Annotated in this window: 23 protein-coding genes and 1 pseudogene; 10 read left to right on the plus strand and 14 right to left on the minus strand. The window is 62.0% G+C overall.

The window, feature by feature from the left end; translation table 11 throughout:
- Positions 1-8: 8 nt before the first annotated feature.
- Together AB4P94_RS28095 and AB4P94_RS28100 are read right to left on the minus strand one after the other, a co-directional pair.
- Positions 9-1,421 carry a PLP-dependent aminotransferase family protein gene (locus tag AB4P94_RS28095; RefSeq protein ID WP_395608371.1) on the minus strand — a complete coding sequence of 471 codons (1,413 nt, stop codon included), beginning with the start codon at positions 1,419-1,421 and terminating at the stop codon, positions 9-11.
- Between the two features lie 204 nt (positions 1,422-1,625).
- Positions 1,626-2,387 carry an SDR family oxidoreductase gene (locus tag AB4P94_RS28100; RefSeq protein WP_078741636.1) on the minus strand — a complete coding sequence of 254 codons (762 nt, stop codon included), beginning with the start codon at positions 2,385-2,387 and terminating at the stop codon, positions 1,626-1,628.
- Between the two features lie 227 nt (positions 2,388-2,614).
- Here AB4P94_RS28100 and AB4P94_RS28105 point away from each other — a divergent pair, with 227 nt between their 5' ends.
- Positions 2,615-3,622, plus strand: a complete 1,008-nt coding sequence (locus AB4P94_RS28105) for an NADP-dependent oxidoreductase (protein WP_395608372.1) — start codon at positions 2,615-2,617, stop codon at positions 3,620-3,622.
- Between the two features lie 69 nt (positions 3,623-3,691).
- Here the strand turns inward: AB4P94_RS28105 and pyrF are convergent, their stop codons facing one another.
- Positions 3,692-4,390, minus strand: coding sequence for an orotidine-5'-phosphate decarboxylase (gene pyrF, locus AB4P94_RS28110; protein WP_395608373.1), 699 nt, complete (start codon positions 4,388-4,390; stop codon positions 3,692-3,694).
- Positions 4,391-4,649: 259 nt separating this feature from the next.
- On the opposite strand from pyrF, the gene AB4P94_RS28115 reads away from it, so the two are divergent.
- Both AB4P94_RS28115 and AB4P94_RS28120 read left to right on the plus strand, forming a co-directional pair.
- Positions 4,650-5,414 (plus strand): response regulator, encoded by a 765-nt coding sequence (locus AB4P94_RS28115; protein WP_395608374.1) that lies wholly within the window; start codon positions 4,650-4,652, stop codon positions 5,412-5,414.
- Positions 5,414-6,451, plus strand: a complete 1,038-nt coding sequence (locus AB4P94_RS28120) for a sensor histidine kinase (RefSeq protein ID WP_395608375.1) — start codon at positions 5,414-5,416, stop codon at positions 6,449-6,451. The genes AB4P94_RS28115 and AB4P94_RS28120 overlap by 1 nt, the downstream gene beginning before the upstream one ends.
- Here the strand turns inward: AB4P94_RS28120 and AB4P94_RS28125 are convergent.
- The 9 genes from AB4P94_RS28125 to AB4P94_RS28165 form a co-directional block, all read right to left on the minus strand.
- Positions 6,448-7,509, minus strand: a complete 1,062-nt coding sequence (locus tag AB4P94_RS28125; protein WP_395608376.1) for an AI-2E family transporter — start codon at positions 7,507-7,509, stop codon at positions 6,448-6,450. The two genes, AB4P94_RS28120 and AB4P94_RS28125, sit on opposite strands and share 4 nt — an antisense overlap.
- 72 nt (positions 7,510-7,581) lie before the next feature.
- Positions 7,582-8,400 carry a DUF4892 domain-containing protein gene (locus AB4P94_RS28130; protein WP_395608377.1) on the minus strand — a complete coding sequence of 273 codons (819 nt, stop codon included), beginning with the start codon at positions 8,398-8,400 and terminating at the stop codon, positions 7,582-7,584.
- A 102-nt stretch (positions 8,401-8,502) separates the two neighbouring features.
- The gene (locus AB4P94_RS28135; RefSeq protein WP_395608378.1) at positions 8,503-9,357 is read right to left on the minus strand and encodes an alpha/beta hydrolase; all 855 of its coding nucleotides are present in this window, start codon (positions 9,355-9,357) and stop codon (positions 8,503-8,505) included.
- Positions 9,354-10,157, minus strand: a complete 804-nt coding sequence (locus AB4P94_RS28140) for an alpha/beta fold hydrolase (RefSeq protein WP_395608379.1) — start codon at positions 10,155-10,157, stop codon at positions 9,354-9,356. The genes AB4P94_RS28135 and AB4P94_RS28140 overlap by 4 nt, the downstream gene beginning before the upstream one ends.
- 97 nt (positions 10,158-10,254) lie before the next feature.
- Positions 10,255-10,698, minus strand: coding sequence for a hotdog fold thioesterase (locus tag AB4P94_RS28145; RefSeq protein WP_094953674.1), 444 nt, complete (start codon positions 10,696-10,698; stop codon positions 10,255-10,257).
- 30 nt (positions 10,699-10,728) lie between these two features.
- Positions 10,729-12,378 (minus strand): AMP-binding protein, encoded by a 1,650-nt coding sequence (locus AB4P94_RS28150; RefSeq protein WP_395608380.1) that lies wholly within the window; start codon positions 12,376-12,378, stop codon positions 10,729-10,731.
- A gap of 86 nt (positions 12,379-12,464) precedes the next feature.
- Complete coding sequence (gene sixA / locus AB4P94_RS28155; protein WP_395608381.1) at positions 12,465-12,914, minus strand: phosphohistidine phosphatase SixA; 450 nt, start codon at positions 12,912-12,914, stop codon at positions 12,465-12,467.
- The gene (locus tag AB4P94_RS28160; RefSeq protein WP_395608382.1) at positions 12,911-13,258 is read right to left on the minus strand and encodes a DUF4389 domain-containing protein; all 348 of its coding nucleotides are present in this window, start codon (positions 13,256-13,258) and stop codon (positions 12,911-12,913) included. The genes sixA and AB4P94_RS28160 overlap by 4 nt, the downstream gene beginning before the upstream one ends.
- Before the next feature lie 10 nt (positions 13,259-13,268).
- Positions 13,269-14,294 (minus strand): NAD(P)H-dependent glycerol-3-phosphate dehydrogenase, encoded by a 1,026-nt coding sequence (locus AB4P94_RS28165; RefSeq protein WP_395608383.1) that lies wholly within the window; start codon positions 14,292-14,294, stop codon positions 13,269-13,271.
- A 195-nt stretch (positions 14,295-14,489) separates the two neighbouring features.
- Between AB4P94_RS28165 and AB4P94_RS28170 the strand changes: the two genes are divergently transcribed.
- From AB4P94_RS28170 to fabB, 5 genes are all read left to right on the plus strand, one after another.
- Positions 14,490-16,622: a TonB-dependent receptor plug domain-containing protein gene (locus AB4P94_RS28170; protein WP_395608384.1), complete on the plus strand. Its 2,133-nt coding sequence runs from the start codon at positions 14,490-14,492 to the stop codon at positions 16,620-16,622.
- 1 nt (position 16,623) lies between these two features.
- Positions 16,624-17,553, plus strand: a complete 930-nt coding sequence (locus AB4P94_RS28175) for an ABC transporter substrate-binding protein (protein WP_395608385.1) — start codon at positions 16,624-16,626, stop codon at positions 17,551-17,553.
- Entirely contained in the window at positions 17,550-19,451 is a 1,902-nt protein-coding gene (locus AB4P94_RS28180) for an ATP-binding protein (protein WP_395608386.1), read from the plus strand. Before AB4P94_RS28175 ends, AB4P94_RS28180 begins: the two co-directional genes overlap by 4 nt.
- Before the next feature lie 248 nt (positions 19,452-19,699).
- Complete coding sequence (fabA, locus tag AB4P94_RS28185) at positions 19,700-20,215, plus strand: 3-hydroxyacyl-[acyl-carrier-protein] dehydratase FabA (RefSeq protein WP_003210552.1); 516 nt, start codon at positions 19,700-19,702, stop codon at positions 20,213-20,215.
- Between the two features lie 11 nt (positions 20,216-20,226).
- Positions 20,227-21,447, plus strand: coding sequence for a beta-ketoacyl-ACP synthase I (gene fabB / locus AB4P94_RS28190; protein WP_016979549.1), 1,221 nt, complete (start codon positions 20,227-20,229; stop codon positions 21,445-21,447).
- Positions 21,448-21,634: 187 nt separating this feature from the next.
- Here the strand turns inward: fabB and AB4P94_RS28195 are convergent, their stop codons facing one another.
- Positions 21,635-22,498 carry a methyl-accepting chemotaxis protein gene (locus AB4P94_RS28195; protein ID WP_371132218.1) on the minus strand — a complete coding sequence of 288 codons (864 nt, stop codon included), beginning with the start codon at positions 22,496-22,498 and terminating at the stop codon, positions 21,635-21,637.
- Positions 22,499-22,537: 39 nt separating this feature from the next.
- Positions 22,538-23,308, minus strand: a pseudogene (locus tag AB4P94_RS28200) (MCP four helix bundle domain-containing protein); the annotation flags it as partial.
- Positions 23,309-23,468: 160 nt separating this feature from the next.
- On the opposite strand from AB4P94_RS28200, the gene AB4P94_RS28205 reads away from it, so the two are divergent.
- Positions 23,469-23,885 carry an OsmC family protein gene (locus AB4P94_RS28205; RefSeq protein WP_395608387.1) on the plus strand — a complete coding sequence of 139 codons (417 nt, stop codon included), beginning with the start codon at positions 23,469-23,471 and terminating at the stop codon, positions 23,883-23,885.
- 57 nt (positions 23,886-23,942) lie between these two features.
- Positions 23,943-24,809, plus strand: a complete 867-nt coding sequence (locus tag AB4P94_RS28210; protein WP_395608388.1) for a pirin family protein — start codon at positions 23,943-23,945, stop codon at positions 24,807-24,809.
- Positions 24,810-24,814: the final 5 nt, after the last annotated feature.

Genomic DNA, 24,814 nt, shown 5'->3' on the forward strand with positions numbered 1-24,814 from the left:
GCAAAAAGCTACACGCCCGTCGTTTTCAGAATGGTCGAGGTCGATCTGGCGGGCCCCATGGCGCGGAACAGCGCGAGTGCCCGCTGATCATCCGCGCAGGCCACATTGATGCGTAACCAATCGCTGTGTTCGCCCGTTGGGCTGAACAGGGCTGCGGGCGACAACAGGACGCAAAGTCGCCGGGCGCTGGCCTGCAGGCGTGTGCGGTCGCCAGCGCCAGGGCGGGCCCATACAAACATGCCCCCCGCAGGCTCGGCAAACACTTCCCACTCCTCGTCCTCCAGCACCTGCAAGGTAGCGGCCATTTGTGCATTCAAACGCTTGCGCAAGCGTTGCACCCACTTACGGTAAGTGCCATTGGCCAGCAGCGTAGCCACCACCGATTCGGCAAAGCGTGATGTGCTGATGCCCGTCAATGTCTTGAGGCTGGCAATTTGCGCAATGAGTGTGGCATTCGCGCTGAGGTAGCCCACGCGCAAGGCGCTGCTGAGGGTCTTGGAGAAACTTGAGACGTAGATCACCCGCTCCTCATGGGCCAGTGCCGACAGCCGCGTGCAACTCGCGTGCTGGAGGTCGCCGTAGACGTCCTCTTCGATAATCAGGAAGTCGTCACTGTGCGCCAGTTGCAGCAAACGCTCGGCGACAGGCCGGCACAGGCTGGTCCCCGTAGGGTTGTGATACAGGCTGTTGATGAACAGGCATCTGGGACGATGGCGTTGCAGCAGGGCCTCCAGTACCCGGATATCCGGGCCGCCCGGGATACGCGGCACTTCCAGCAGTTTGACGCCATGGCGCTCCAGTTGGCGATACAGGTTGGCATAGCCCGGGGTCTCGACCACGACAGTATCGCCGGCCTTGAGCAGTGTGCGTATCAACAGGTCCTGCGCATGGCTGGCACCGTGGGTGGTGAGGATGCGATCAAGGCTGGTGGTCACGTTCATCCGGGTCAGCCGCTTGAGCAGTTGTTCGCGCAGCGCGGGCAGCCCCAACGGCGTGCTGTAGCCGAACAGCCCGGCCGTATCGGTACGGCTGACTTCGCGGATCGCGTAACAGAGGTCATCGCTTTCGCGCCAGGCGTCCGGCAGCCAGCCACAGCCGAGTTTCAACTCGCCCAGCGGGCTGTCGAGGTAGGCCCCCCACCCCAGTTCCGCACCTTCATACCACTGGCTTTCCTGGAAGACCGGCGGCTGAGCCACCACGAACCCTGACCCCTGCTTGGGCTCCAATACCCCTTGGGCCACCATTCGCTCGAACGCCTCGATCACACTCGACTGGCTGAGCAAATTGTCGAGGGCCAATTGCCGGATAGACGGCAAGCGGGTACCGGGCCCTGCCCCGCTAGTGCGAATCCATTGCGCCACTGCACTGACGATTTGCTGAACCACCGGTACAAGGGCCTGTCGATCGATCCCTAAATCCATGCGCCACTCACTTCAACTGTCTGTTATTCAACCTCAAACAGTTAAGCACAGAAGCCCGGTTCAGCCGGCCGCCAACATTTATTAAAGTATTGATTTTGCTTGATTATTTACCTACTGATACACATTCTGAACAGGCCATGTGCCAGCCATGGAAAGGCCCCACAACCTCCCTATCCTTTTTCGAACAGGGAGCGATACACAGTCCTAGATAGCCGTCGCGCCACCGTCCACGGCCAGTGCCTGGCCAGTGGTGAACGCCGCGCCATCGCTGCATAGATACAGCACGGCACTGGCGATTTCTTCGACTTTGCCGATCCGCCCAACCGGGTGCATGGCGGCAGCGAATTCGGCTTTGCGCGGATCGGCTTCATAGGCACGGCGGAACATATCGGTGTCGATCACCGCCGGGCACACCGCGTTGACGCGGATCTTCTTCTTGGCGTACTCAATCGCCGCCGATTTGGTCAGGCCGATCACGGCATGCTTGGACGCCGCATAAATACTCATCTTCGGCGCCGCCCCCAACCCAGCTACCGACGCGGTGTTGACGATCGCCCCACCGCCCTGAGCCAGCAACAGCGGCAACTGGTGCTTCATGCACAGCCATACACCCTTGACGTTAACGCCCATGATCGCGTCGAACTCATCCAGGCTGCCATCCGCCAGTTTGCCCTTCTCGATCTCGATCCCGGCGTTGTTGAAGGCGTAATCGAGGCGGCCGTAGGCGGCCACGGTCTGTGCCATCAATTGCTGCACGTCGGCCTCGAGGGTGACGTTGCACCGCACGAACAGCGCCTCCCCGCCGGCTTGCAGGATCTGCGCGACCGTCCCCTCGCCGCCCGCCACATCCAGGTCGGCAACCACTACTTTCAAGCCTTCAGCGGCGAACGCCAGCGCGGTGGCGCGGCCAATACCGGCGGCGGCGCCAGTCACCAGGGCAACCTGGCCGGAAAACGTCATGCTCATGGGGGAGTCCTATGGAAGAAATAGCCGTGGGCCGAGTCTAGCCAACCCCGGGGCGAGCGTGGCAGCACTATCAGAACACCGGTTGGCACCCCATGAATCACAGTGATAAAGCGCCGGGGCTTATTATCATTCAGAGCTATCGACGGGCATTCGCGCCTCCGGCACCACCTTGTGTCCAGGGCGTTGAGGGTCTATCACTCAAGGTTCATTTCTAAAGAGTCCCTGCCATGACTGCCCAGACCAACCGCCAATTCCTCCTCGCCAAACGTCCGGTCGGCGCGGCCACGCGGGAAACGTTCACCTATCAGGAAGTGCCGGTGGGCCCCCCCGGCGATGGGCAAGTCCTGGTGCATAACGAATACCTGTCGCTCGACCCGGCCATGCGCGGCTGGATGAATGAAGGCAAGTCCTACATTCCGCCGGTCGGCATTGGCGAAGTGATGCGCGCGCTGGGCGTTGGCAAGGTGATCGCGTCCAACAACCCGAAATTTGCCGTCGGGGATTACGTCAACGGCGCCCTGGGCGTGCAGGATTACTTCCTCGGCGAGCCGCGCGGTTTCTACAAAGTCGATCCGAAACTCGCGCCACTGCCGCGCTACCTCTCAGCCCTGGGCATGACCGGCATGACCGCCTACTTCGCCCTGCTCGACACCGGCGCACCCAAGGCAGGTGAAACCGTGGTGATCTCCGGCGCCGCTGGCGCAGTGGGCAGCATTGCCGGGCAGATTGCCAAAATCAAAGGCTGCCGTGTGGTCGGCATTGCCGGCGGTGCCGACAAGTGCAAGTTCCTGGTGGATGAGTTGGGTTTCGACGCTGCCATCGACTACAAGAGTGAAGACGTGCCCGCCGCGCTCAAACGCGAATGCCCCAAAGGGGTCGATGTGTATTTCGATAACGTCGGCGGCGACATTCTTGACGCGGTGCTCAGCCGCCTGGCACTGAAGGCCCGTGTGGTGATTTGCGGCGCGATCAGCCAATACAACAATAAGGAAGCCGTGAAAGGCCCGGCCAACTACCTGTCGTTGCTGGTCAATCGCGCGCGCATGGAAGGTTTTGTGGTGATGGACCATGCGGCGAATTTCGCTGCGGCCGGGCAGGAAATGGCCGGCTGGATGGCGCAAGGCAAGCTCAAGAGCAAGGAAGACATCGTGGAGGGGCTGCAGACGTTCCCGGAGACACTGATGAAGTTGTTCAACGGTGAGAACTTCGGGAAGCTGGTGCTTAAAGTCAGTTAATCCACGCTGGATCTAAATGTGGGAGCTGGCTTGCCTGCTCCCACACTTTTTAGGGTGTTCGCCCTGGAATCAGGCGATCTCGGCGACCACTGCCGCCAACGCCTTGGCCGGATCCGCCGCCTGGCTGATCGGGCGACCGATCACCAGGTAATCAGAGCCCGCGTCCAGCGCCTGGCGCGGGGTCAGGATGCGGCGTTGGTCATCCACCGCACTGCCCGCCGGGCGAATCCCCGGTGTTACCAACTGCAGCGACGGGTGCGCAGCTTTCAGGGCCTGGGCTTCCAGCGCCGAACACACAAGGCCGTCCAGGCCGGCTTTCTGGGCCAGCGCCGCCAGGCGCAACACCTGCTCCTGCGGCTCGATATCCAGGCCGATGCCCGCAAGGTCTTCGCGTTCCATGCTGGTCAGCACGGTCACACCGATCAACAAGGGTTTCGGGCCGCTGCGCTGTTCCAGCACTTCACGGCAGGCGTTCATCATGCGCAGGCCGCCGGAGCAGTGCACATTGACCATCCACACGCCCATCTCGGCGGCGGCCTTGACCGCCATGGCCGTGGTGTTGGGGATATCGTGGAATTTCAGGTCGAGGAACACCTCGAAGCCTTTGTCACGCAGGGTGCCGACGATTTCTGCGGCGCAGCTGGTGAACAGTTCCTTGCCGACCTTGACCCGGCAAAGCGTGGGGTCCAACTGGTCAGCCAGCTTCAGTGCGGCGTCACGAGTGGGGTAATCCAGGGCGACGATGATAGGAGTCTGGCAGACGGACATTGGAATGGGCTCTCAGGCAAGTCGAAATCGGCGCGGATTGTAGCGCAAGCGACGGCTTTGCGGGATCCGATGATCGGTAAATACTGACAGGCCGCCTTGGGGCGGCGATTTCGGCCTATTGTATCGATCCCGATACATTCACGACATGCCCCCAACACGCCCCGCCGCTAGCCTCGCGCACATGACCGACCGTCCAGCACTTCCAGCCATGGGGCTGGGCGCCTATGCTGACAGCAACAACCAGGCAGATGATCGCACTATGCATATTTCTTCAGTCTCTGTGAACGACGAGCAAAAAGGCGCGGTGATCGCCGATGAGAAGCGCTGGAACACCCGCGCGCTGATCGTTGACGACGACGTGCCGATCCGCGAACTGCTGATCGATTACCTGGCACGCTTCAATATTCTCGCCGTCGGCGTGACGGACGGCGCGGCCATGCGCACGGCCATGCAGGCGGAAACCTTCGATGTGGTGGTGCTCGACCTGATGTTGCCGGGCGAAGACGGCCTGTCGCTGTGCCGCTGGTTGCGCGGCGAATCGGACATCCCGATCCTGATGCTCACCGCCCGCTGCGAACCCACCGACCGCATCATCGGCCTGGAACTGGGCGCCGACGACTATATGTCCAAGCCGTTCGAGCCGCGCGAGCTGGTAGCCCGCATCCAGACGATCCTGCGCCGGGTGCGCGATGACCGCACCGAGCAGCGCGCCAACATCCGCTTCGACAACTGGCGCCTCAATAGCGTGCTGCGCCAACTGGTCGCCGACGATGGCTTGGTGGTGCCGTTGTCCAACGCCGAATTCCGGCTGTTGTGGGTGTTTATCGAGCGTCCGCGCCGCGTGTTAAGCCGCGAACAACTGCTGGATGCCGCCCGTGGCCGCTCCATCGAAGCCTTTGATCGCAGCATCGACCTGCTGGTCTCGCGCCTGCGCCAGAAACTGGGGGATGACCCCAAGGCCCCGCAGCTGATCAAGACCGTACGAGGCGAAGGCTACTTGTTCGACGCCCGGGATATCGGCTGATGCGCAACGGCTTCAATACGCTGTTCGGAAGGTTGTTCGGCGTATTGCTGATCGCCATTGTGCTGGCTCACGTGTTGGCGATCTTCTGGTTTCACCATTACGGCCCGCAACCCCCACCTCCCGGTGAAATGTTTGTGCAGCAAGCAGACGGCACGTTTACCCCACTGCATAAAAAACACCCGCGCCCCTGGTTCGGCGGGCCGGTGGTGCCGCTGACCTTTCAGTTCATTTCACTGATCATTGCTGCCTGGTACGGCGCCAAACTGCTGAGCCGGCCGATCCAGCGCCTGAGTGCGGCGGCGGAACGCTTGAGCGTCGACCTCGACAGCCCGCCGCTCAATGAGTCCGGGCCCCGGGAGGCGCGCCAGGCCGCCTCGACTTTCAATCTGATGCAAAAACGCATCCGCGAACAGGTCAGCCAGCGTGCGCGCATGCTCGGCGCGGTTTCCCATGACTTGCGCACCCCGTTGTCGCGCCTCAAGCTGCGCCTGGAACAGATCGAAGACACCAAGCTGCAAGGCCAGATGCGCCAGGACCTCGACGACATGATCGGCATGCTCGACGCCACCCTCAGCTACCTGCACGAACAACGCACCAGCGAGACCCGCCACTGGCTCGACGTGCAGGCGCTGGTGGAGTCCTTGAGCGAAAACGCCCAGGACCAGGGCTCCGATGTGCAGTTTTCGGGCACCTGCGCGCCCTTGCAGGTGCAGCCGATGGCATTGCGCTCATGCCTCAATAACCTGATCGACAATGCCCTGCGTTATGCCGGCACGGCGCGTGTGGAACTGGCTGACAGCCGTGGCGCCCTGGTGATTCGCGTGATCGACCATGGCCCGGGGATTGCCGCCGATAAGCGCGAAGCGGTATTCGAACCGTTCTTTCGCCTGGAAGGCTCACGCAATCGCAACTCCGGTGGCGTCGGCCTGGGCATGACGATTTCCAAGGAAGCCGTGGAACGCCTCGGCGGCCACCTCAGCCTGGAAGACACCCCAGGCGGCGGCTTGACCGCCGTGATGTGGTTGCCGAGGGCTTAAAGCGGTTTGTCTTCGCGGCGCACTTGCGCCTGGGTGGCGCTCCAGTCCGTCAACAGGCTGTAGGCCACTGCCAGCAAGGTCGGGCCGATAAACAGGCCGATAAAGCCGAAAGCGATCAACCCGCCGAACACCCCCAACAGCACAATCACCAGCGGCAGGTTGCCGCCCCGGCTGATCAGGTAGGGTTTGAGCACGTTGTCCACGCCGCTGATGATGAACGTGCCCCACACCCCCAGGAATACCGCGTAGGTGTAATCACCCTTCCACGCCAGCCAGGCCGTGGCCGGTATCCACACCAGCGGCGGGCCCATGGGGATCAGGCTGAGCAGGAAGGTGACAATGCCCAGCACCAGCGCACCCGGCACACCGGCGATCAGGAAGCCGATCAGCGCCAGCAGGGCCTGGGCGGCGGCGGTGCCGATCACGCCATTGACCACCCGCTGCACGGTGCCCGCCACCAGTTCGATGTAGTAACCGGCGCGATCGCCGATCAGGCGTTCCAGCAGACGATGCACAAAAGTCGCCAGGCGTGGCCCGTCGCGGTAGAAGAAAAACACGAACACCAGGCTCAGGGTCAGCTCAAGAATGCCGCCGCCGATTTGCGCACTGCGCGCCAGCAGCCAGTTACCGACCTGCCCCAGGTAGGGCTTGATGCTGACCATCAGCGCCGCGCCTTGCTGGTCGATGCTGTCCCACGTCGCCACCAGCCGCTCGCCCACAAAGGGGATCGACCCCAGCCAGGTCGGCGCGGCAGGCAAGCCGTCCACCTGGATATCCTTGATCAGCCCCACGGCATCGCGAACATGATCGGCCAGGTTGAAACCCAGCCACACCAACGGCACCGCCACCAGCAACATCCAGCCCAACGTGAGGATGCCCGCCGCCAGGGATTCGCGGCCGCCGAGCCAACGTGTCAACAAACGCATCAGCGGCCAACTGGCAAACGCCAGCACCGCGCCCCAGAACAGTGCCGACCAGAACGGCGCCATCACCCAGAAGCTCGCACCAAACAGCACCAGCAGCAGGATTTGCACCAGCAGGCGATCGTTATTGAGCATCGGGTATCTCGAAAAGTAGGCTGTAGGAAGAGAGCTTAGGCGAACGGCACGGGTCCGTTCGCCTTGAGGTGCCTAGCGTATCAGATGCAGGTGCAGGCCTTTGGCGGCATCGGTACCGGTTTCCAGGCGCGCGGCGCGCACACCGCTGTCGATCAGGCCCTGGCGCCAGGCTTCAGCGGTGGGCCCGGTCAGGCTGACGCGCAACGTGGCGTCGAGGTTCAGCCCACGGGAAATCAGGGTCAGCCAGGTGGCGTCCGGTTCCGCACCGAGTGTGGGGAAGTCCAGCTCGCCGGTGCTTTTCAATTCACGCAGTAAGGTGGCCGAGGTCGGCAACAGCGCTCCCAATGGCGCGCCCGCATCCAGTTGCTCCACATGCAGATAGGCGCGGCGGTTGCCACGGGTGATGCCGTACAGCGCCACCAGGGAATTATCCTGGGGTGCGGCCAGGCGCAACAGCAAGTATTCCTGCTGACCGTCGGCGCCCACCAGCTTGGCGTTGCCGAACACTTCATTGGCCCACAAGCTGCTTTCGCCGCAATCGCGCGCCTGGCACCAGAACAACAGTTGCGCGCCCTTGGCTTGCAACGCTTCGCGCGTCGCGGTAAAGGCAGCGCTGGACGTGTGCTCCGGTGGCAGCTCATAGGTAATGGCCGTGGCTTGGCCGCGCGCGGTGGCCTGGCCTTCGTAGCGCAACTGGCCGCTGATCTTGCGGATCGCGCCCATGGGGTAGATGCGTTCTTTTTCTTCAGCGGGGCGGTAATCGACGATCTGTGCGTCGACCTGGCGGGAAACGGCGGGTAAATCCTGACTGCCCGGCACGTCGGCGGCGAACACCAAGGGGCTCAAACAGCACAGCCCGAAGGCACGTATACAGCCTTTACGCAGGCTCATCGGATGAGTGAGCCCTGGCCATTGGAGGTCGCAGCAGTGTTGAGGTGGTTCATGGTTGACTCCCTTTCAATCCGCCCAGCCTCGGCAGTTGACCCCGCCAAGTCAAGGCGTGGAGAAGAACCGATTGAAACAGTCTGCAACAAGAGCTGCGCCGGGCTCATCATTCAGGTGTAAATGATGGCCGCCTGGCAGCGTGGTCACCGTGAAGGGTAGCTGAGAAAGCAATTCGGAATGTTTCGCCAGCATACCGTCAGCCGCGACCACCAACTGTGTAGGGCACCCCACGCGCTTCACGAAAGCCATCGCCTGTTCATCAGTCAGACGTATCGGCGACGCCAATGTCAGGCGGCTGTCCGTGCGCCAGGTATAACCCCCCGGCACCGGCATCAAACCGCGCTGGGCCAGCAGTTCGGCGGCTTCGCGGCTCACGGCCACCACACCTTTCATGCGTGCTTCTACCGCGCGATCGAGGGTGTTGTAGACCGGTTTCTTTTTATCGCGCAGGTTCAATTGCGCCTGCAACGCCATGCCAAGACGCTCGGCGGCGTTCTCGCCACTGGCGGTCGGCGGGATCACGCCGTCGATTAAACCCAGGTGCGTTATCCGCTCCGGCAAGGCACCGGCTAACACCAGGGACACGATGGCGCCGAGGGAATGGCCAAGTAATGCAAAACGTTTCCAGCCCAGTTGTTCGGCCACCTGCAGCACATCAGAGACGTAATCCCACAAGGCATAACCGGCCCCCGCAGGGCGATGTGCGGAATGCCCGTGCCCGGCCATGTCCAGGGCAACAATGCGCAAACCCGTCAGCTTAGGCGCCAGCCGCGCAAAGCTGTTGGCATTGTCCAGCCATCCATGCAGGGCGATCACCGGCAAACCGTCCTCGGGGCCAAACAAGTGAGCCGCCAACTCGATGTGCGGCAGGCTCAGGCGCACTTCCTCCACCGGCGTACTCATGCGCAATCGCGCTCACGGGCTGCCCAGCGGAAGAACAGGTTTTTGATCAAGGTGGCGGTGTCCTGCGGGCGTTCAAGGGGAAACATATGGCCACCGGGCATGGTGAGCATTTCGCCCATCGGCAGGCGGTCGACGCCACTGGCATGGTGACGCATCACCACGCGGCTCTGGCGGCCCCGCACCACCGCCAACGGCACTTTCAACTGGCGCACCTGGCCCGGGCTGGTGTGAGGCACGCCCCGGTAAATGCTGATTTCGGTGGCCGGGTCAAAACGCAGGCGCAAGCGGTCGCCCACTTGTTGCAGGCCGTGTTGCAGGTACGCGTCAAAGCATTCCGGGTCGAACCCGCGAAACAGGGTTTTACCGGCAAAGTAGCTGCGTGCGCTGGCCAGGTCGGTGAACTCTTCACGACGGCCCAGGGTGCGCCCGGCCGGGGTCAGGCGGTCGATAAAGCCGAAGCGTTTGGCGGCGCGGATCACCCAGCGGTCGGCGCGGGTCAGCACGGGCGAATCGAGCATCACCACGCCACGGTACAGCTGCGGGCAACGCATGGCCGCGTGCAAGTGCAGCACGCCACCCAGCGAATGGCCAACCCCCCACACCGGTTCCGGCTGTTGCTCCAAATGGTGGATCAGTTCGTCCACCAGGTTCTGCCAGTTGTCATCCACAGGAAACCTGGGGTCGTGACCGTGCTGCGGCAAGTGAGCCACCGCATATTCCGGGGCCAGGGCGGCAAACAACTTGCCGTAGGTGGCTGAGGGGAAGCCATTGGCGTGGGCAAAAAACACGTGCTGCGACATACCGGATCCATCAACAAAAACAGAAGTGGATTGTCACCAGCTCCGGGCAGCTCAGCAATGACTGTAACTGCCAGGAATGATGACACTCACGCCACGCCTATCGCGCCGGCGGGTTCTCGCCCAGCGGCACCACGGCCATGGTCAGGCGCGACACGCAACTGGCCTTGCCGTCATCACTGGTCAGGCGGATGTCCCACACCTGAGTGGTACGGCCGATGTGAATCGCCCGCGCCACCGCCGTGACCCGCCCGCTGCGCACACCACGCAGGTGGTTGGCGTTGACCTCGAGCCCCACGCAATAGAACTTGCTGGCATCGATGCACAGATAAGCCGCCATGGAGCCGACACTTTCGGCCAGCACCACCGACGCGCCGCCATGCAACAGGCCGTAAGGCTGATGGGTACGATGGTCGACCACCATGCTGGCCGTCAGGGATTGATCGTCGAAGCTTTCGAAGCGGATATCCAGCAATTCACCGATGGTGTTTTTCTGGATGGCGTTGAGTTGCTCGATATTCGGTTGGGTGCGCCACAGGCTCATGCAAGTGTCCTTATTGGTTTTATTACGGCCCTAATCCTGCCACAAAATGGATTCGCTGCGCTCGCTCCACGCGCGAAACTCTGCGCCGTAGGTCGACTCGATAATGTTGCGCTTGATCTTCAAGGTCGGGGTCAGAAAGCCGTTGTCCACTGCCCAGCTGTCTTTGACCACCACCAGTTGGCGTAAACGCTCATGTTTATCCAGTGCCCCGTTGACCTGTTCCAGCAGGCGTTCAAGGCTGGTGCGCAGCGCGTGCCGGTCTTGCTCACCCGCCGACAGCACGCACAGCCCCATTGGCGCAGACAAACCATCGCCCACCACACACACCTGCTCGATGCGCGGGTGTTCAGCCAAACGGTTTTCAATCGGCGCAGGGGCGACGTACTTGCCCTTGCTGGTCTTGAAGATTTCCTTGAGGCGCCCGGTCAGACGCAAGCGGCCGTCGGCGTCCTGCTCGCCTTTGTCGCCGGTGCGCAAAAAGCCGTCATGGGTGAGGGTTTCGGCGGTTTTCTGCGGGTCCTTGAAATAGCCGAGCATCGTCGCGCCGCTGCGCACCTGTACTTCGCCGCTGGCATCAATGCGCACCTCAACGCCGGGGCATGGCAAGCCGATCCAGCCGAGGGTTTGCTGGCCCGGGCGGCACACGTGAGAATAACCGCAGGCTTCGGTCATGCCGTACACCTCCAGCACGTCCAGCCCCAGCCGCTGATACCAACGCAGCAAGGTTTCAGGCACGGGCGCAGCGCCGGACAGTGCAATGCGCAGTTCGTCCAGCCCCAGGCCGGCGAGGACTTTATGCCCCACGCGCTTGCCGATAAAAGGCAGGCGCAACAGCCTGTCCAAGCGTTTTTCCGGGATTTTGGCGTACACGCCCATCTGAAATTTGGTCCAGATCCGTGGCACACCAAACAACGCGGTGGGCCGTGCCCGGCGCAAGTCAGCCAGAAACGTGTCGAGGCTCTCGGCAAAAAACACGGTTTGCCCGGTGTAGATCGACGCCAATTCCACGAACATCCGCTCCGCCACATGGCACAGCGGCAGGTAGGACAAAAGGCGGTCGCCCTCCCCCAAACCAAACAGCTCGGTACCGCGCGTGGCGGCAAAACCCAGGGCGCCAAAGGTTTGCATCACGCCTTTGGGCAACCCCGTTGTGCCGGAGGTGTAGACGATGGTGGCCAGGTTCGAGGCCTCAGGCACGGGGTTGTCCTGAATGGGTGAACAGGCTTGAAGGTCGGCCCAGGTGAAATCAAACGCCCCTGCCGGGCACAGCGGCAGGCTGACGGTCGGTAAGCCTTGCGGGATGCCCGGCGCCATGGCCGGCCAGTCGTCCAACTTGCCGACCAGCACCAGCGCCGCCTCGGAGTGGGTCAGCACATGGGCCACGGAATCCGCGGTGAGGTTGGGGTACAGCGGCACCGAGACGTGCCCGGCCATCCAGATCGCAAGGTCGGCAATGATCCAGTGGGCAGCGTTTTTCGAGATCAGGGCAATGTGCGAGCCCTGGGGCAACTCGCGGGCGCGCAGCCAGTGTGCAGCCCGGCGAGCTTGCTGGCCGACGTCTTCCCACGTGAGGGTCTGCACTTCGCCGCCGCCGATGGGCTGTACGAGGAAAGGTTTGCGCGGGTGCCGCGCTTCACGTTCGAAGAACACCTGCAACGGCAAACGAAAAGCGACGGGCATTGGACGCGCTCCTGTGTGATCCGATGATAGCCAACCAAGCACTTGCTTGGTTGACTATATAGCACACAAAAAAGCCGCGATCGTTCCTACGGATTCTTCACACTGACCAGGCTCATCAGCCCCGCCAGCGGAAAGTCGCCTTCAAGCTCCGCCAGGCTGGCGGTGTGCATCGGCTGCGGCTGGCGCACATGGCCATGCTGCAAAAAGCTGATCAGGCTGCCCACCAATGGCTGGTGGCTGACCAGCAGCACGTTGTCATCGGTGTCGAGTTTATCGAGCACCTGAAGCGGGCTGCCTTCGGGCGTCAGCCAAGGCACCGTGCGGATTTGCGGTTCGAACCCCAGCGCGTCGCGCACCAACTGCGCGGTTTGCTGCGCCCGAACATAAGGGCTGGCGATGATCGCCTGGATGGGCTGGCCGATCAGGTGCGCAGCACTGCGCAACACTTCGCCACGCCCATGTTCCGTGAGGTTGCGTTCGGCATCGGTGCGCGCCTGCCCTTCTGCCTCACCGTGGCGCAGTATCCACAGCTTCACAGTTTTGGCTCTTCATCACGCACCGGGTGCGGTGCCGGCGGCACGCTGTGGGCGGCTTCGCCTTCGGGTGCACGCGGGGTTGGCCAATCGGCAAATGGCCAGGGTTTCTGATCACTGTGGAAGCTGCCGAAGCGGCCGATCTGCGCGAGGAACTGGCTGAGGCTGTCGCCGAAATTCATCAAGCCCAGGTTCGGTGCACCGTAGATCGGGCGGTAAATCAGCTGCACCACCACCAGCGCGCCGAGCAGGAATTGGGCCACTTGCCACACCAGGGCAAATACCAGCATCCACAGAATGCGCAGCAGAATGGACTCATATTTGGGCGCTGCTTTCGGATCGTTCATGGCGCGTTCCTCAGTTGAAACCGCTGGTGGAAATAAAGTCGACATCGGTTTTCGGCTCGGCGCGCATCAGCAGCTCGATCACCTGGTTCAAGGTGCGCCCTTCAAACAGGATCGCGTGCAGCCCGGCGACCAGCGGCATGTACACGCCCACTTCCTGGGCCTTGGCCTTCAGCACTTTAAGCGTATTCACGCCTTCGGCCACTTCACCCAGGCGCGTGACGGCATCGTCCAGGCTCAAGCCCTGGCCCAAGGCGAAACCGACCTGGTAGTTGCGGCTTTTCGGCGACGAGCAGGTCACGATCAAATCGCCTACGCCCGCCAAACCGAGGAAGGTCATCGGGTTGGCACCCTGGTTCACCGCAAAGCGGGTCATCTCGGCCAACGCGCGGGTGATCAGCATGCTCTTGGTGTTTTCGCCCATGCCCAGTGCCACGGCCATGCCGGCAATGATCGCGTAGACGTTTTTCAACGCACCACCCAGCTCAACGCCGAAACGGTCGCCACTGGCATACACACGGAATGTGCGGCCATGCAGCACAGCCTGGACGCGTTCGCAAAGCGCTTCATCTTCACTGGCAACCACGGTGGCCGTCAGCGCGTGCTCGGCCACTTCCCGCGCCAGGTTCGGCCCGGACAACACGCCGATGCGCGCCTGCGGAGCGATTTCCTCAAGGATTTCGCTCATCAGCTTGAAGGTCTGCGCCTCGATACCTTTGGTCAGGCTGACCAGCAACTTGCCCGCCAGGCGTTCGGCGTGGGGCGCCAGCACCGAGCGCAAGGCGCTGGAAGGCAGCGCCACGAAACACAAGTCGCAGGCGGTGAGGGTTTCGAGCAAATCGGTGACCGGCTCGACCGCCGGGTGAATTTTGATGCCTTTGAGGTAGCGCGGGTTTTCCCGGTGGACGCGAATGGCCTCGGCCTGTTCGGGATCACGCATCCACTGGCGCACCGCGTGGCCGTTCTCGGCCAGCAGGTTAGCCACGGCGGTACCAAAACTTCCGCCTCCCAGGACCGCAATCGGGCGCTGTTCAGTCATATGCAATCCGTTAATCCATACCAGTGGCGATGGCGGCATTATACGGGGCGACCCGCTTGCGGCCAGCCCCCGTGTCAATTCATACGTTTGTCGGAAAATGCGACAGTTGTGTGAAGTAATAGCCAGTACGACGACTGGCAAATGGCCGGTCCTCAGTTAACATGGGCGGCTATCCGTAATTATCAAGGCCGTGCCGTGTATCTGGGCCCTCCTCCCCGTTCATCCCTATTGTTGATGCTGTTAGGCATGCCGTTGTGCAGTAGCCCTGCGCTGGCTGATGATTTGTTCCTCGACAGCCAGCCGCTGCCGCAAGTGCTGACCGCCACGCGCCTCAAACAATCGGCCGCCGCCGTGCCCGGCAGCATGACGGTGATCGACAGCGAACTGATCAAGGCCAGCGGCGCGCGGGATATTGCCGAACTGTTGCGGCTGGTGCCGGGGATGATGGTCGGCTACACCACCGGCAACCAGGCGGCGGTGAATTACCACGGTACCAGCGCCAGCGATGCACGGCGCATGCAGGTGTTGATCGACGGGCGGTCGGTGTACCGCGCAGGCCTGGCGACCGTGGACTGGAGCGACATTCCGGTGGCCATGGAGGATATCGAGCGGATCGAAGTGTTCCGTGGCCCCAACACCGTCAGCTACGGCGCCAATGCGCTGATGGCGGTGGTCAATATCCTTACGCGCTCACCCGCCAACAGCCAGGGCTCGCGGGTGAAGGTCATCCGTGGCGCGCGCGGGATCAACGATTTTTATGCCAGCCAGGGCGTGGGCTGGGAGACCGGTGACTTGCGCCTGTCCCTGTCCGGGCAACAGGACGACGGGTTTGACAGCGACGCCGCCGGCGCCGACCGCCGGGACAGTCGGCGCCTCAGCCGATTCAGCCTGGCGGTGAGCCAGATCCTGAACGCAGAACAGAGTCTCGACTGGCAGTTCGATGCCAAGGAAGGCAGCAATCAGCGGCCTTATACCTACACCCCGGTATTTGCCGGGATTACCGAAGGCGGTACCAATTCCGACGTGACGGCGAAGGACTATGCCGGCTCGGTGCGCTGGAACTACGAGTTCAACCCGGAACACAGCCTGTATATCCAGGGTTCGGCCCAGCAATGGGACCGCCAGCAAGTCTGGAAGGCGTGTGATGCCAAGGTGTCGTTCAGCCCGGAGCTGACCCAGTTGTGGCAGATCAACCCCAACTATGCCGAACAGTTGGCCCGGCACATGGACACCTACAGCCAAGGCACCGCCCCACCTGGCACCGCTGCCGAGCAAGCACTGGGCAACCAAGTGCTGGATCAGTGGCGCAATGGGGCCAGCCAGAGCGTGTGCGGCGATATCGACCAGAGCACCCGCGAAAGCCGCTACGACATCGAAATCCAGGACACCCTCAGCCTGTCCGACAGCCTGCGCCTGGTCAGCGGCATGAATTATCGCTACGACCGCGCCGACTCCGACACTTACTTCAACGGCACCCTCGACGACACCACTTGGCGCCTGTTCGGCCACCTGGAGTGGCGCGCCAGCGAGCACTGGCTGCTGCAAGGCGGTGCGATGTATGAAGACACGCACCTGAGCGGCAACTCGCTGACACCGCGGGTGGCCGTCAACTATTTGATCAACCCGCGCCACGGCCTGCGCGCGGTGTACTCCGAGGCGATTCGCTCGCCGGACATGTTTGAGAACAACGTCAACTGGAGCTATCGCGTCACCAACCTCAGCTCGCCGGCCTATGGGCAGAACTCCGGGCAATATTTTGTGGTAACGCGCGGCCCCGGCAACCTTGATAAAGAGTTGATGCGCTCGCGAGAGCTGGGCTACAACGGCTTCTTTGCCGACCTCGGATTGAATGTCGACGTGAAACTGTTCTATGACGAAATCACCGACATGATCAGTTCGCCGCTGCGCAATAACCAATACATTGCCAGCAACGCCAACAGCGCACGCTTTACCGGGGCCGAGTCGCAATTCGACTGGCGCATGAGCAACGCCGACCGCTTGCGGCTGACCTATGCTTACGTCGACGCCACCGCCAGCAACCCCAAGGACAAAGCGCAAACCGCGCGCAACAGCGGCTCCGCCGGCTGGTTGCGTGAGTGGGGCCAGGGCTGGTCCAGCGCGCTGTTCTACTATGGTGACGACGCACTCAATCAGTATCGCTTCGAACGGGTCGACCTGCGGGTGGCCAAGCGCATTGCCTTGGGCAAAGCCAACGTGGAGCTGGCCGGCATGCTGCAACAACGCCTTGATCACCAGCCCACCACTTGGGCCGACAACAATTACGACAGTCGCCATGTCCTCTATTTCAGCGCGGAGCTGGAATTCTGATATGGGCGATCAGTCACGGATGACCCTCCATTACCTCTCACGCTGCTGGCGACGCGGCCTGTTACTGGTGTGCCTGCTGCTGACGGCGCCCGCGTGGAGCGCCGACATCCTGCTGACCGCTGCCGAAGACGGCGCCGGCGTGCAAGCCTTCGCCCAAGCCCTGGCCCGACAACGCCCGCAGGACCACGTCACCTTCACCGCGCTCAAGGACCTGCCCGCCCCGAGCCAACTGCCGGCCAGCACCCGCCTGATCCTGCTGGACCTGCCCGGCCTCGACTGGCGGCTGCAAGATAACCAGGGCCCGCCAACCCTGGTGCTGCGTATCAGCCGCTTGCAAGCCCGCCAGCGCCTGGGCAATGCACACCCGGCAAAAATCAGCCTGTTGTGGAGCGACCCGCCGCTGGAGCGCCAACTGAACCTGATCGTCGGTATCCTGCCTCAGGCCCGGCGCATCGGCGTGCTCTACGGCAGTGACAGCGAGTTCCTGCTGCGTGAGTTGACCCAATACGCCGCGCCTTTGGGGCTCGAGATCGTGCCGCAGCTGTGGGACAACACCAATGACAGCCGCCCGCTGCAGAACCTGTTCAAGAACAGTGACGTGCTGCTCGGCCTCGATGACCCGCAACTGTACAACCCGAAAACCGTGAAGAACCTGTTGCTCAGCAGCTATGCCCAGCAGTTGCCGCTGGTGGGCCCCAATGCCGGGTTCGTCAAGGCCGGCGCCCTGGCCAGCACCTACAGCGACCAGGCTGACTGGCTGGATGTACTCGGCCGCCTGCTGGACCATTCACCGGCCAGTTGGCCACGCACCTTGTACCCGGAACACTTCAAAGTCGTGGGCAACCCGCAAGTCGCGCGCTCACTGGGAATCGAACAGGTGGACGAAGCCGCCGTCGCCGCCCGATTGGCTGAAGGAGAGAAACGCCCATGACCTTGCGTCGTCGTTGGGACATCAACACCCGCACCCAGCTCATCACCCTGGGCCCGGCGCTGTTGCTGACGTTGCTGTTGATCAGCTTCTTTACCTTCGTGCGCATTCAGGACCTGCGTCAGGAACTGGACCACACCGGCCAACTGATCGCCAACCAGCTCGCACCCGCCACCGAATACGGCGTGATTTCCGGCAACAACGACGTGCTCGAGAGCCTGCTGCGCGCCACCTTGGCCACCCCGCATGTACGTTTCCTGGAGATTCAGGACAGCGCCGAAAATATTCTGGTGTACGTCGAGCAGCCCTCGGAGAAGCATGACCGCTCGTTATCGGTGAAAGTGTTCCAGGCACCGATCCGCTTGCAGCATATCCAGCTGGGCACCGATTTTTTCCAGGACAACCTCAACGAACCCAAGGCGCCGCGTGCGGACTACCTGGGCCGGGTGATCGTCGGCATGTCCAACGACGCCTTCAGCCAACGCCAACAGGAAATCCTCTTCAAGGCCGGCATCCTCGCCCTCTTCGCCCTGCTGTTTACCTTTCTGCTGGCGCGGCGCCTGGCCGCAAGCCTGTCGCAGCCGATCAGCGCCATGGGCCACGCGGTAAAAGCCATCCAGCAGGGCGACTACAAAACACCGCTGCCGATTGTCGATGACTCTGAGCTGGGCGACCTGTCGCGGCATATCAACAACCTCGCCGAAGGCCTCAACCAGGCCAGCCGTGAACAACAGCAAGCCATGGCCCAATTGATCCAGACGCGCGAGGAAGCCGAACGGGCGAACAATGCGAAGTCGGACTTCCTGGCGATGATGAGCCACGAGCTGCGCACGCCCATGAACGGCGTGCTGGGCATGTTGCAGTTGCTGGAAACCACCGAAATGACCGAGGAGCAGACCGAGTACGCCGCACTGGCCTCGGAGTCCACCGAGCACCTGCTCAAGGTGATCAATGACATTCTCGACTTCTCGCGTATCGAGCGCGCCGCGCTGGAGCTGGAACATATTTCGTTCAACCTGGCGGACCTGATCAGCAGTTGCGCCCAAGCCTTTCAACACAGCGCCCAGCAACGCGGCCTGGCGCTGGAACTGCCAATCCCCCTGGGCATGGACGCCTTGCGGGTGCAGGGCGACCCGACGCGTATCCGGCAGATTCTGGTGAACCTGATCGGCAACGCGCTCAAATTCACCGAGCACGGCACCGTCACCGTCGAGCCCCATTGGCAAACCCTGGACCATGAGCTGGTGTGGTTCACCTGCACCGTAAGCGACAGCGGCATCGGCATTTCCGCCGAGCGCCTGGAGCTGATGTTCGACGCGTTCCAGCAGGCCGACAGTTCCATTTCAAGACGTTACGGCGGCACCGGCCTGGGCCTGCCCATCGCCCGCACTTTGGCCGAACGCATGGGGGGCACCCTGCGCGCCCAAAGCGAAGAAGGCCGTGGCTCGGTGTTCACCCTGGAAATCCCGTTGGCCATTGACCAGCAAAGCCTGCCGGCGATTGCGCTGGACGCCGAAGGCAAAACCGGCGCGGGTGATGGCCGCCACGTATTGCTGGTGGAGGACAACCCGGTCAACCGCACGGTGGTCGAAGCCATGCTGCGCAGCCTGGGGTTTGAAGTGAGCCTGGCCACCGACGGCGCCGAAGCAATCCGCAGCGCCGAAAGCCTGATTTTCACAGCTATCCTGATGGACTGCCGTTTGCCGTTGATCGACGGCTACGAGGCCACGCGGCAGATTCGCCAACTGCCCGGCTGCGCCGATCTGCCGATCATTGCACTGACGGCCAACGCGTTGCAGGGCGACCGTGAAGCCTGCCTGGCAGCTGGAATGAACGATTACCTGGCCAAGCCGTTCAAACGTACGGATTTGCAACAAATACTGCAGCGCTGGGTGCAATAGCGCCACGCCATCAACCAACTGCGACTGGCGTGAAAGACGAAAGTGCGGCAGTCTTAGGCACCCGAACGGACCTATAAACAGGCCCGGTTTAAAATTTCAGTGAACAAGTGTACATTCAGTGCCTTGACGCTGTGACTTTCACTACAACGCAATAGTCTACGTGTAGGCTGCTGACCTGAGGCATGAACGCTTCAGTCGGTTGGGAAGATTTGCCCTGCCCCGCCGCATGGGATTATTGAGGAGCTCGCATGACCAAACAAAACGCCTTTACTCGGGAAGACCTGCTGCGCTGCAGTCGCGGTGAGCTGTTCGGCCCAGGTAACGCGCAACTGCCCGCCCCGAACATGCTGATGGTGGATCGCATCACCCATATCAGCGAAGAGGGTGGCAAGTACGGCAAAGGTGAATTGGTCGCCGAGCTGGATATCACCCCTGACCTGTGGTTCTTCGCCTGCCATTTCGAAGGCGACCCCGTAATGCCGGGCTGCCTGGGCCTCGACGCCATGTGGCAACTCGTCGGCTTCTACCTGGGCTGGCAAGGCCTGCCGGGTCGCGGCCGCGCCCTGGGTTCGGGCGAAGTGAAGTTCTTTGGCCAGGTCCTGCCGACCGCCAAGAAAGTCACCTACAACATTCAAATCAAGCGCGTCCTCAAGGGCAAGCTGAACCTGGCCATCGCCGACGGTTCGGTGACTGTCGACGGTCGCGAGATCTATACTGCCGAAGGCCTTCGGGTCGGCGTATTCACTTCCACTGACAACTTTTAAGGGTTATCCGCATGCGCCGCGTCGTTATCACTGGTCTGGGCATCGTTTCTTGCCTGGGCAATGACAAAGAGACCGTCACCGCTAACCTGCGTGCAAGTCGCCCTGGCATCCGCTTCAACCCGGAATATGCCGAAATGGGTCTGCGTAGCCAGGTTTCCGGCTCCATCGACCTGCCCCTCGAAGAACTGATTGATCGCAAGATCTACCGCTTCGTCGGCCACGCTGCCGCCTACGCCTACCTGGCCATGAAAGACGCGATCGCCGACTCAGGCCTGAGCGAAGACCAGGTATCGAACGTACGCACCGGCCTGATCGCCGGCTCGGGCGGCGCATCGACCCTCAACCAGATGGAAGCGCTGGACATCCTGCGCGAAAAAGGCGTGAAGCGCGTCGGCCCGTACCGTGTTACGCGGACCATGGGCAGCACCGTTTCCGCCTGCCTGGCCACGCCGTTCCAGATCAAGGGCGTGAACTACTCGATCTCCTCGGCTTGCGCCACCAGTGCTCACTGCATCGGTACCGCCGTTGAGCAGATCCAGCTGGGCAAACAGGACATCGTCTTCGCCGGCGGCGGTGAAGAAGAACACTGGAGCCAATCGTTCCTGTTCGATGCCATGGGCGCGCTGTCCACCCAGTACAACGAAACCCCGGAAAAGGCCTCCCGCGCCTACGACGCCAAGCGTGACGGTTTCGTCATCGCCGGCGGTGGCGGCATGGTGGTGGTCGAGGAGCTGGAACACGCTCTGGCCCGTGGCGCGAAGATCTACGCGGAAATCGTCGGCTACGGCGCCACGTCCGATGGCTACGACATGGTTGCGCCAAGCGGCGAAGGCGCCATCCGTTGCATGCAGATGGCCATGTCCACCGTGGATACCCCAATCGACTACCTGAACACCCACGGCACCTCGACTCCGGTCGGCGACGCCAAGGAAATGGAAGGTGTGCGTGCGGTCTTCGGTGACAAGGCGCCGGCCATCAGCTCCACCAAGAGCCTGTCGGGTCACTCCTTGGGCGCCGCCGGTGTTCACGAAGCGATCTACTGCCTGCTGATGATGGAAGGCAACTTCATGGCCGGTTCGGCCAACATCGACGAAATTGATCCGGTTGTGGCTGACATGCCAATCCTGACCAAGACCGTTGAGAATGCAAAAATCGACACCGTGATGAGCAACAGCTTTGGCTTTGGTGGCACCAACGCCACGCTGGTGCTGAAACGCTGGCAGGGTCAGTAAGACCTGCAGGTTGATCACCTGAAAAAGCCCCGACTGGTTCGGGGCTTTTTTGTGGGCAACTGGATGAGACCGAGCCGCCTGCTTCGCGAGCAAGCCCGCTCCCACATTTGACCGAGTACGTCCTGAATAAATGCGATCAAGTGTGGGAGCGGGCTTGCTCGCGAAGGGGCCACCTCGGTTTCAAGCCCTACACCGAAAACCGCGCCACCATCGTGTTCAAATCCACCGCCAACCGCGACAGCTCCTGGCTCGCTGCACTGGTCTGGTTCGCCCCGGTCGACGTCTGATGCGCCAGATCGCGAATATTCATCAAATTGCGATCCACCTCCCGCGCCACTGCTGCCTGCTGCTCCGACGCACTGGCAATCACCAGGTTGCGCTCATTGATCAACGTAAACGCCGACGCAATCTCCTCCAACGCCATGCCTGCCGACTTGGCGATATCCAGCGTGGAGCGTGCGCGGCTGTTGCTCAGTTGCATGGAACTTACGGCCTGATCCGTGCCCTGCTGAATCCCGCTGATCATCACCTCGATTTCCTGGGTCGACTGCTGCGTACGATGGGCCAGCGCCCGCACCTCATCCGCCACCACCGCAAACCCGCGTCCGGCGTCCCCGGCCCGCGCGGCTTCAATCGCCGCGTTCAGCGCCAGCAAATTGGTTTGCTCGGCAATCGAGCGAATCACATCCAGCACCTTGCTAATGCCATACACCTTGTGTGCCAGGTCCTCGACCTGAGCCGCGTTGGCAGTAACATCGGTGGCCAATGCCTCAATCGATTCCACGGTTTGATGCACCTGCTCACGCCCCTGCTGGGCAATCCGGTCGGACTCTCGCGAGGCCTGCGACGTGGCCACGGCATTGCTCGCCACCTCCTCCACCGCCGCCGTCATCTGGTTAACGGCCGTGGCGGCCTGTTCAATCTCTTGATTTTGCTGGTGCAGGCCGCGTGTGGCGTCCTCGGTGACGCAGCTAAGTTCTTCGGAAGCCGACGCCAGTTGGTTTGACGACTCGGCAATGCGCCGAATGGTGTCGCGCAGGTTTTCCTGCATGCCTTTGAGCGCCTGCTGCAAACGCGCAGGCTCATCATTGCCGGACACGCTGATCTCGCCCGTCAGATCGCCGCTGGCGACGCCCTGGGCGACTTTCAGCGACTGCGCCAGCGGCAACACGATGCTGCGCGTCAGCCACAGCGCAAGCCCGATGGTGACCAGCGCCGTGAGCACAATCATGCCGACCACCCAGGTGCGCGACTGCGTGAACACGCTTTGCGCCAGATTCGCCGCATGGTTGGCATTGGTTTTATTCAACTCGACCAGATCGTGCAGGGTGCCAGCCATTTCGTCGGCGAGTTGATTCATCTCGCCATTGACCACCCTCACCGCTTCTTCCAACTGGTTGGCCCCGGAAAACCCCATGACTTGTTCCTGGCGTTGCAGATATTGCTGCTCCTGAGCCTTGAAGCGATCGAACAGCGCACGCTCTTCGGGCAGCACGATCAGCGCCTCGTAAAGCGTTTGCGCCTTGTGCAGGCCGCTTTTGAGTTCGGTGAGTTTTTGCTCGTTTTGCGCCAGTGCCTGTGGGTCGCGGTTGACCAGCAGGCGCAGGGTCAGCGCGCGCACCCGCAGCAGGTCCTGGCTCATCTCCCCCACCGCCATCACGCTGGGTAGCCAGTTGTTTTCCACCTGGTCCGACTGCTGGCGCATATTGGCCATCTGCAGCAGGGCAAAGCCGCCCAGGGCGAACACCATCAACGCCAGCACGCCAAAGCCCAAGCCGGCGCGGGGGGCGATATTCAAACTGCGGATACTCATGCCCGGATTCCTTTCATGTGCGCTGCATCCACCTGCAGCAGGTCTCATCAACGGTATCGGCCCTTGTCCTTTTTTGCGTAAGACGAAAACGCGATATCAATACGCAGCGCAATCGCGACGGCATTGAATGGATAAATACGGAACACCCAAGTGCCAGCATGCTCTATAACTTCATGACCCTTTCTCCTGCCGCCCTGTGAGGTTCACCATGCCTGTTACCGTCAATACCCTGAACCACGACAACTTTCGCCACAGCGTGAATATCAATAACCACGAACTGTTCACCGACCTGCCCAAGAGCCTGGGCGGCGACGACTCGGCGCCCTCCCCTCATGACTATTTCGATGCCGCCCTGGCGTCGTGCAAGGCCCTGACCGTCAAGCTCTACGCCCAGAAGAAAGACATCCCCCTCACCGGCGTCACCGTGGAAGTCACCCACGACAGCACCGAGGAGCAAAAGGGCAAATACAAGCTCAACGTCAAGCTGACGCTCAAGGGCGTGCTCACCGATGAGCAGCGTGATGAACTGCACCGCGTGGCCGATCGCTGCCCGGTGCACAAGCTGATGACCACTGCAGAAGTGACCATCGAAACCCAATTGTCCGAAGGCGCTTTCAGCCAATAACGCCAACTGCCTGTCGGGCGGGTTATGCTCAGTCACATCTAACCCGCTCAGACAGGGATGCCCATGACCACCGTGATCCGCCCCCGCGCCGAAGATGTTGAAGGCCAACCCATCCTGCGCCCGCTGCCCTCGCGCGAATGCCGCAGCGTTGGGCCTTTTGTCTTTTTCGACCACATGTTGCTCACCCGCTATGCGCCGGGGGCAGGCATGAATATCCGCCAGCACCCGCATATCGGGCTGTCTACGCTGACGTACCTGTTTGAAGGCGCGTTGCAACACAAAGACAGCCTCGGTTCGGACCAGGTGGTAGAGGCCGGTGATGTGAGCTGGATGACCGCCGGCAGCGCGATTGCCCACGTCGAACGTACACCCGAGGCGCTCAAGGCCAGTGGGTTCAGCCTGCACGGGCTGCAAGTGTGGCTCGCGTCACCCAGGGATCACGAAACCGGGCCAGGGCATTACAGCCATCACCCGGCGGCGAGCCTGCCGGTGAGCGACAACCTGGGTGTGCAGATTCGCCTGATCGCAGGCAACGGGTTTTGCCTCAAGTCGCCGGTGCCTGTGTTGTCGCCCACGCTGTACGCCGAGGTGCGGATGCAGACTGCCACCACTCTGCTGATCGCGGATGAGCATGAGGAACGGGCGGTGTATGTGCTGGAAGGCGAGGCACAGCTGGATGGCGAAGCGCTGGAGGTGCACAGCCTGGTGGTTTTGCCGGCCGGCCAGGAAATGACGCTGTTCGCCGAGAGCGACTGCCATTTGGTGGTGTTTGGCGGCGCGCCACTGGATGGGCCACGGCGAATCAACTGGAATTTTGTGGCGAGTGATCCGGCGGTGATCGAGCAGGCCAGGCAGCGCTGGGCGGCCGGGGATTGGCCGACGGTGCCGGGTGAATCAGAAAGGATTGAGTTGCCGGTGAAATAGCCTTC

Source organism: Pseudomonas sp. B22129 (assembly GCF_044218875.1).
GTDB lineage: Bacteria > Pseudomonadota > Gammaproteobacteria > Pseudomonadales > Pseudomonadaceae > Aquipseudomonas.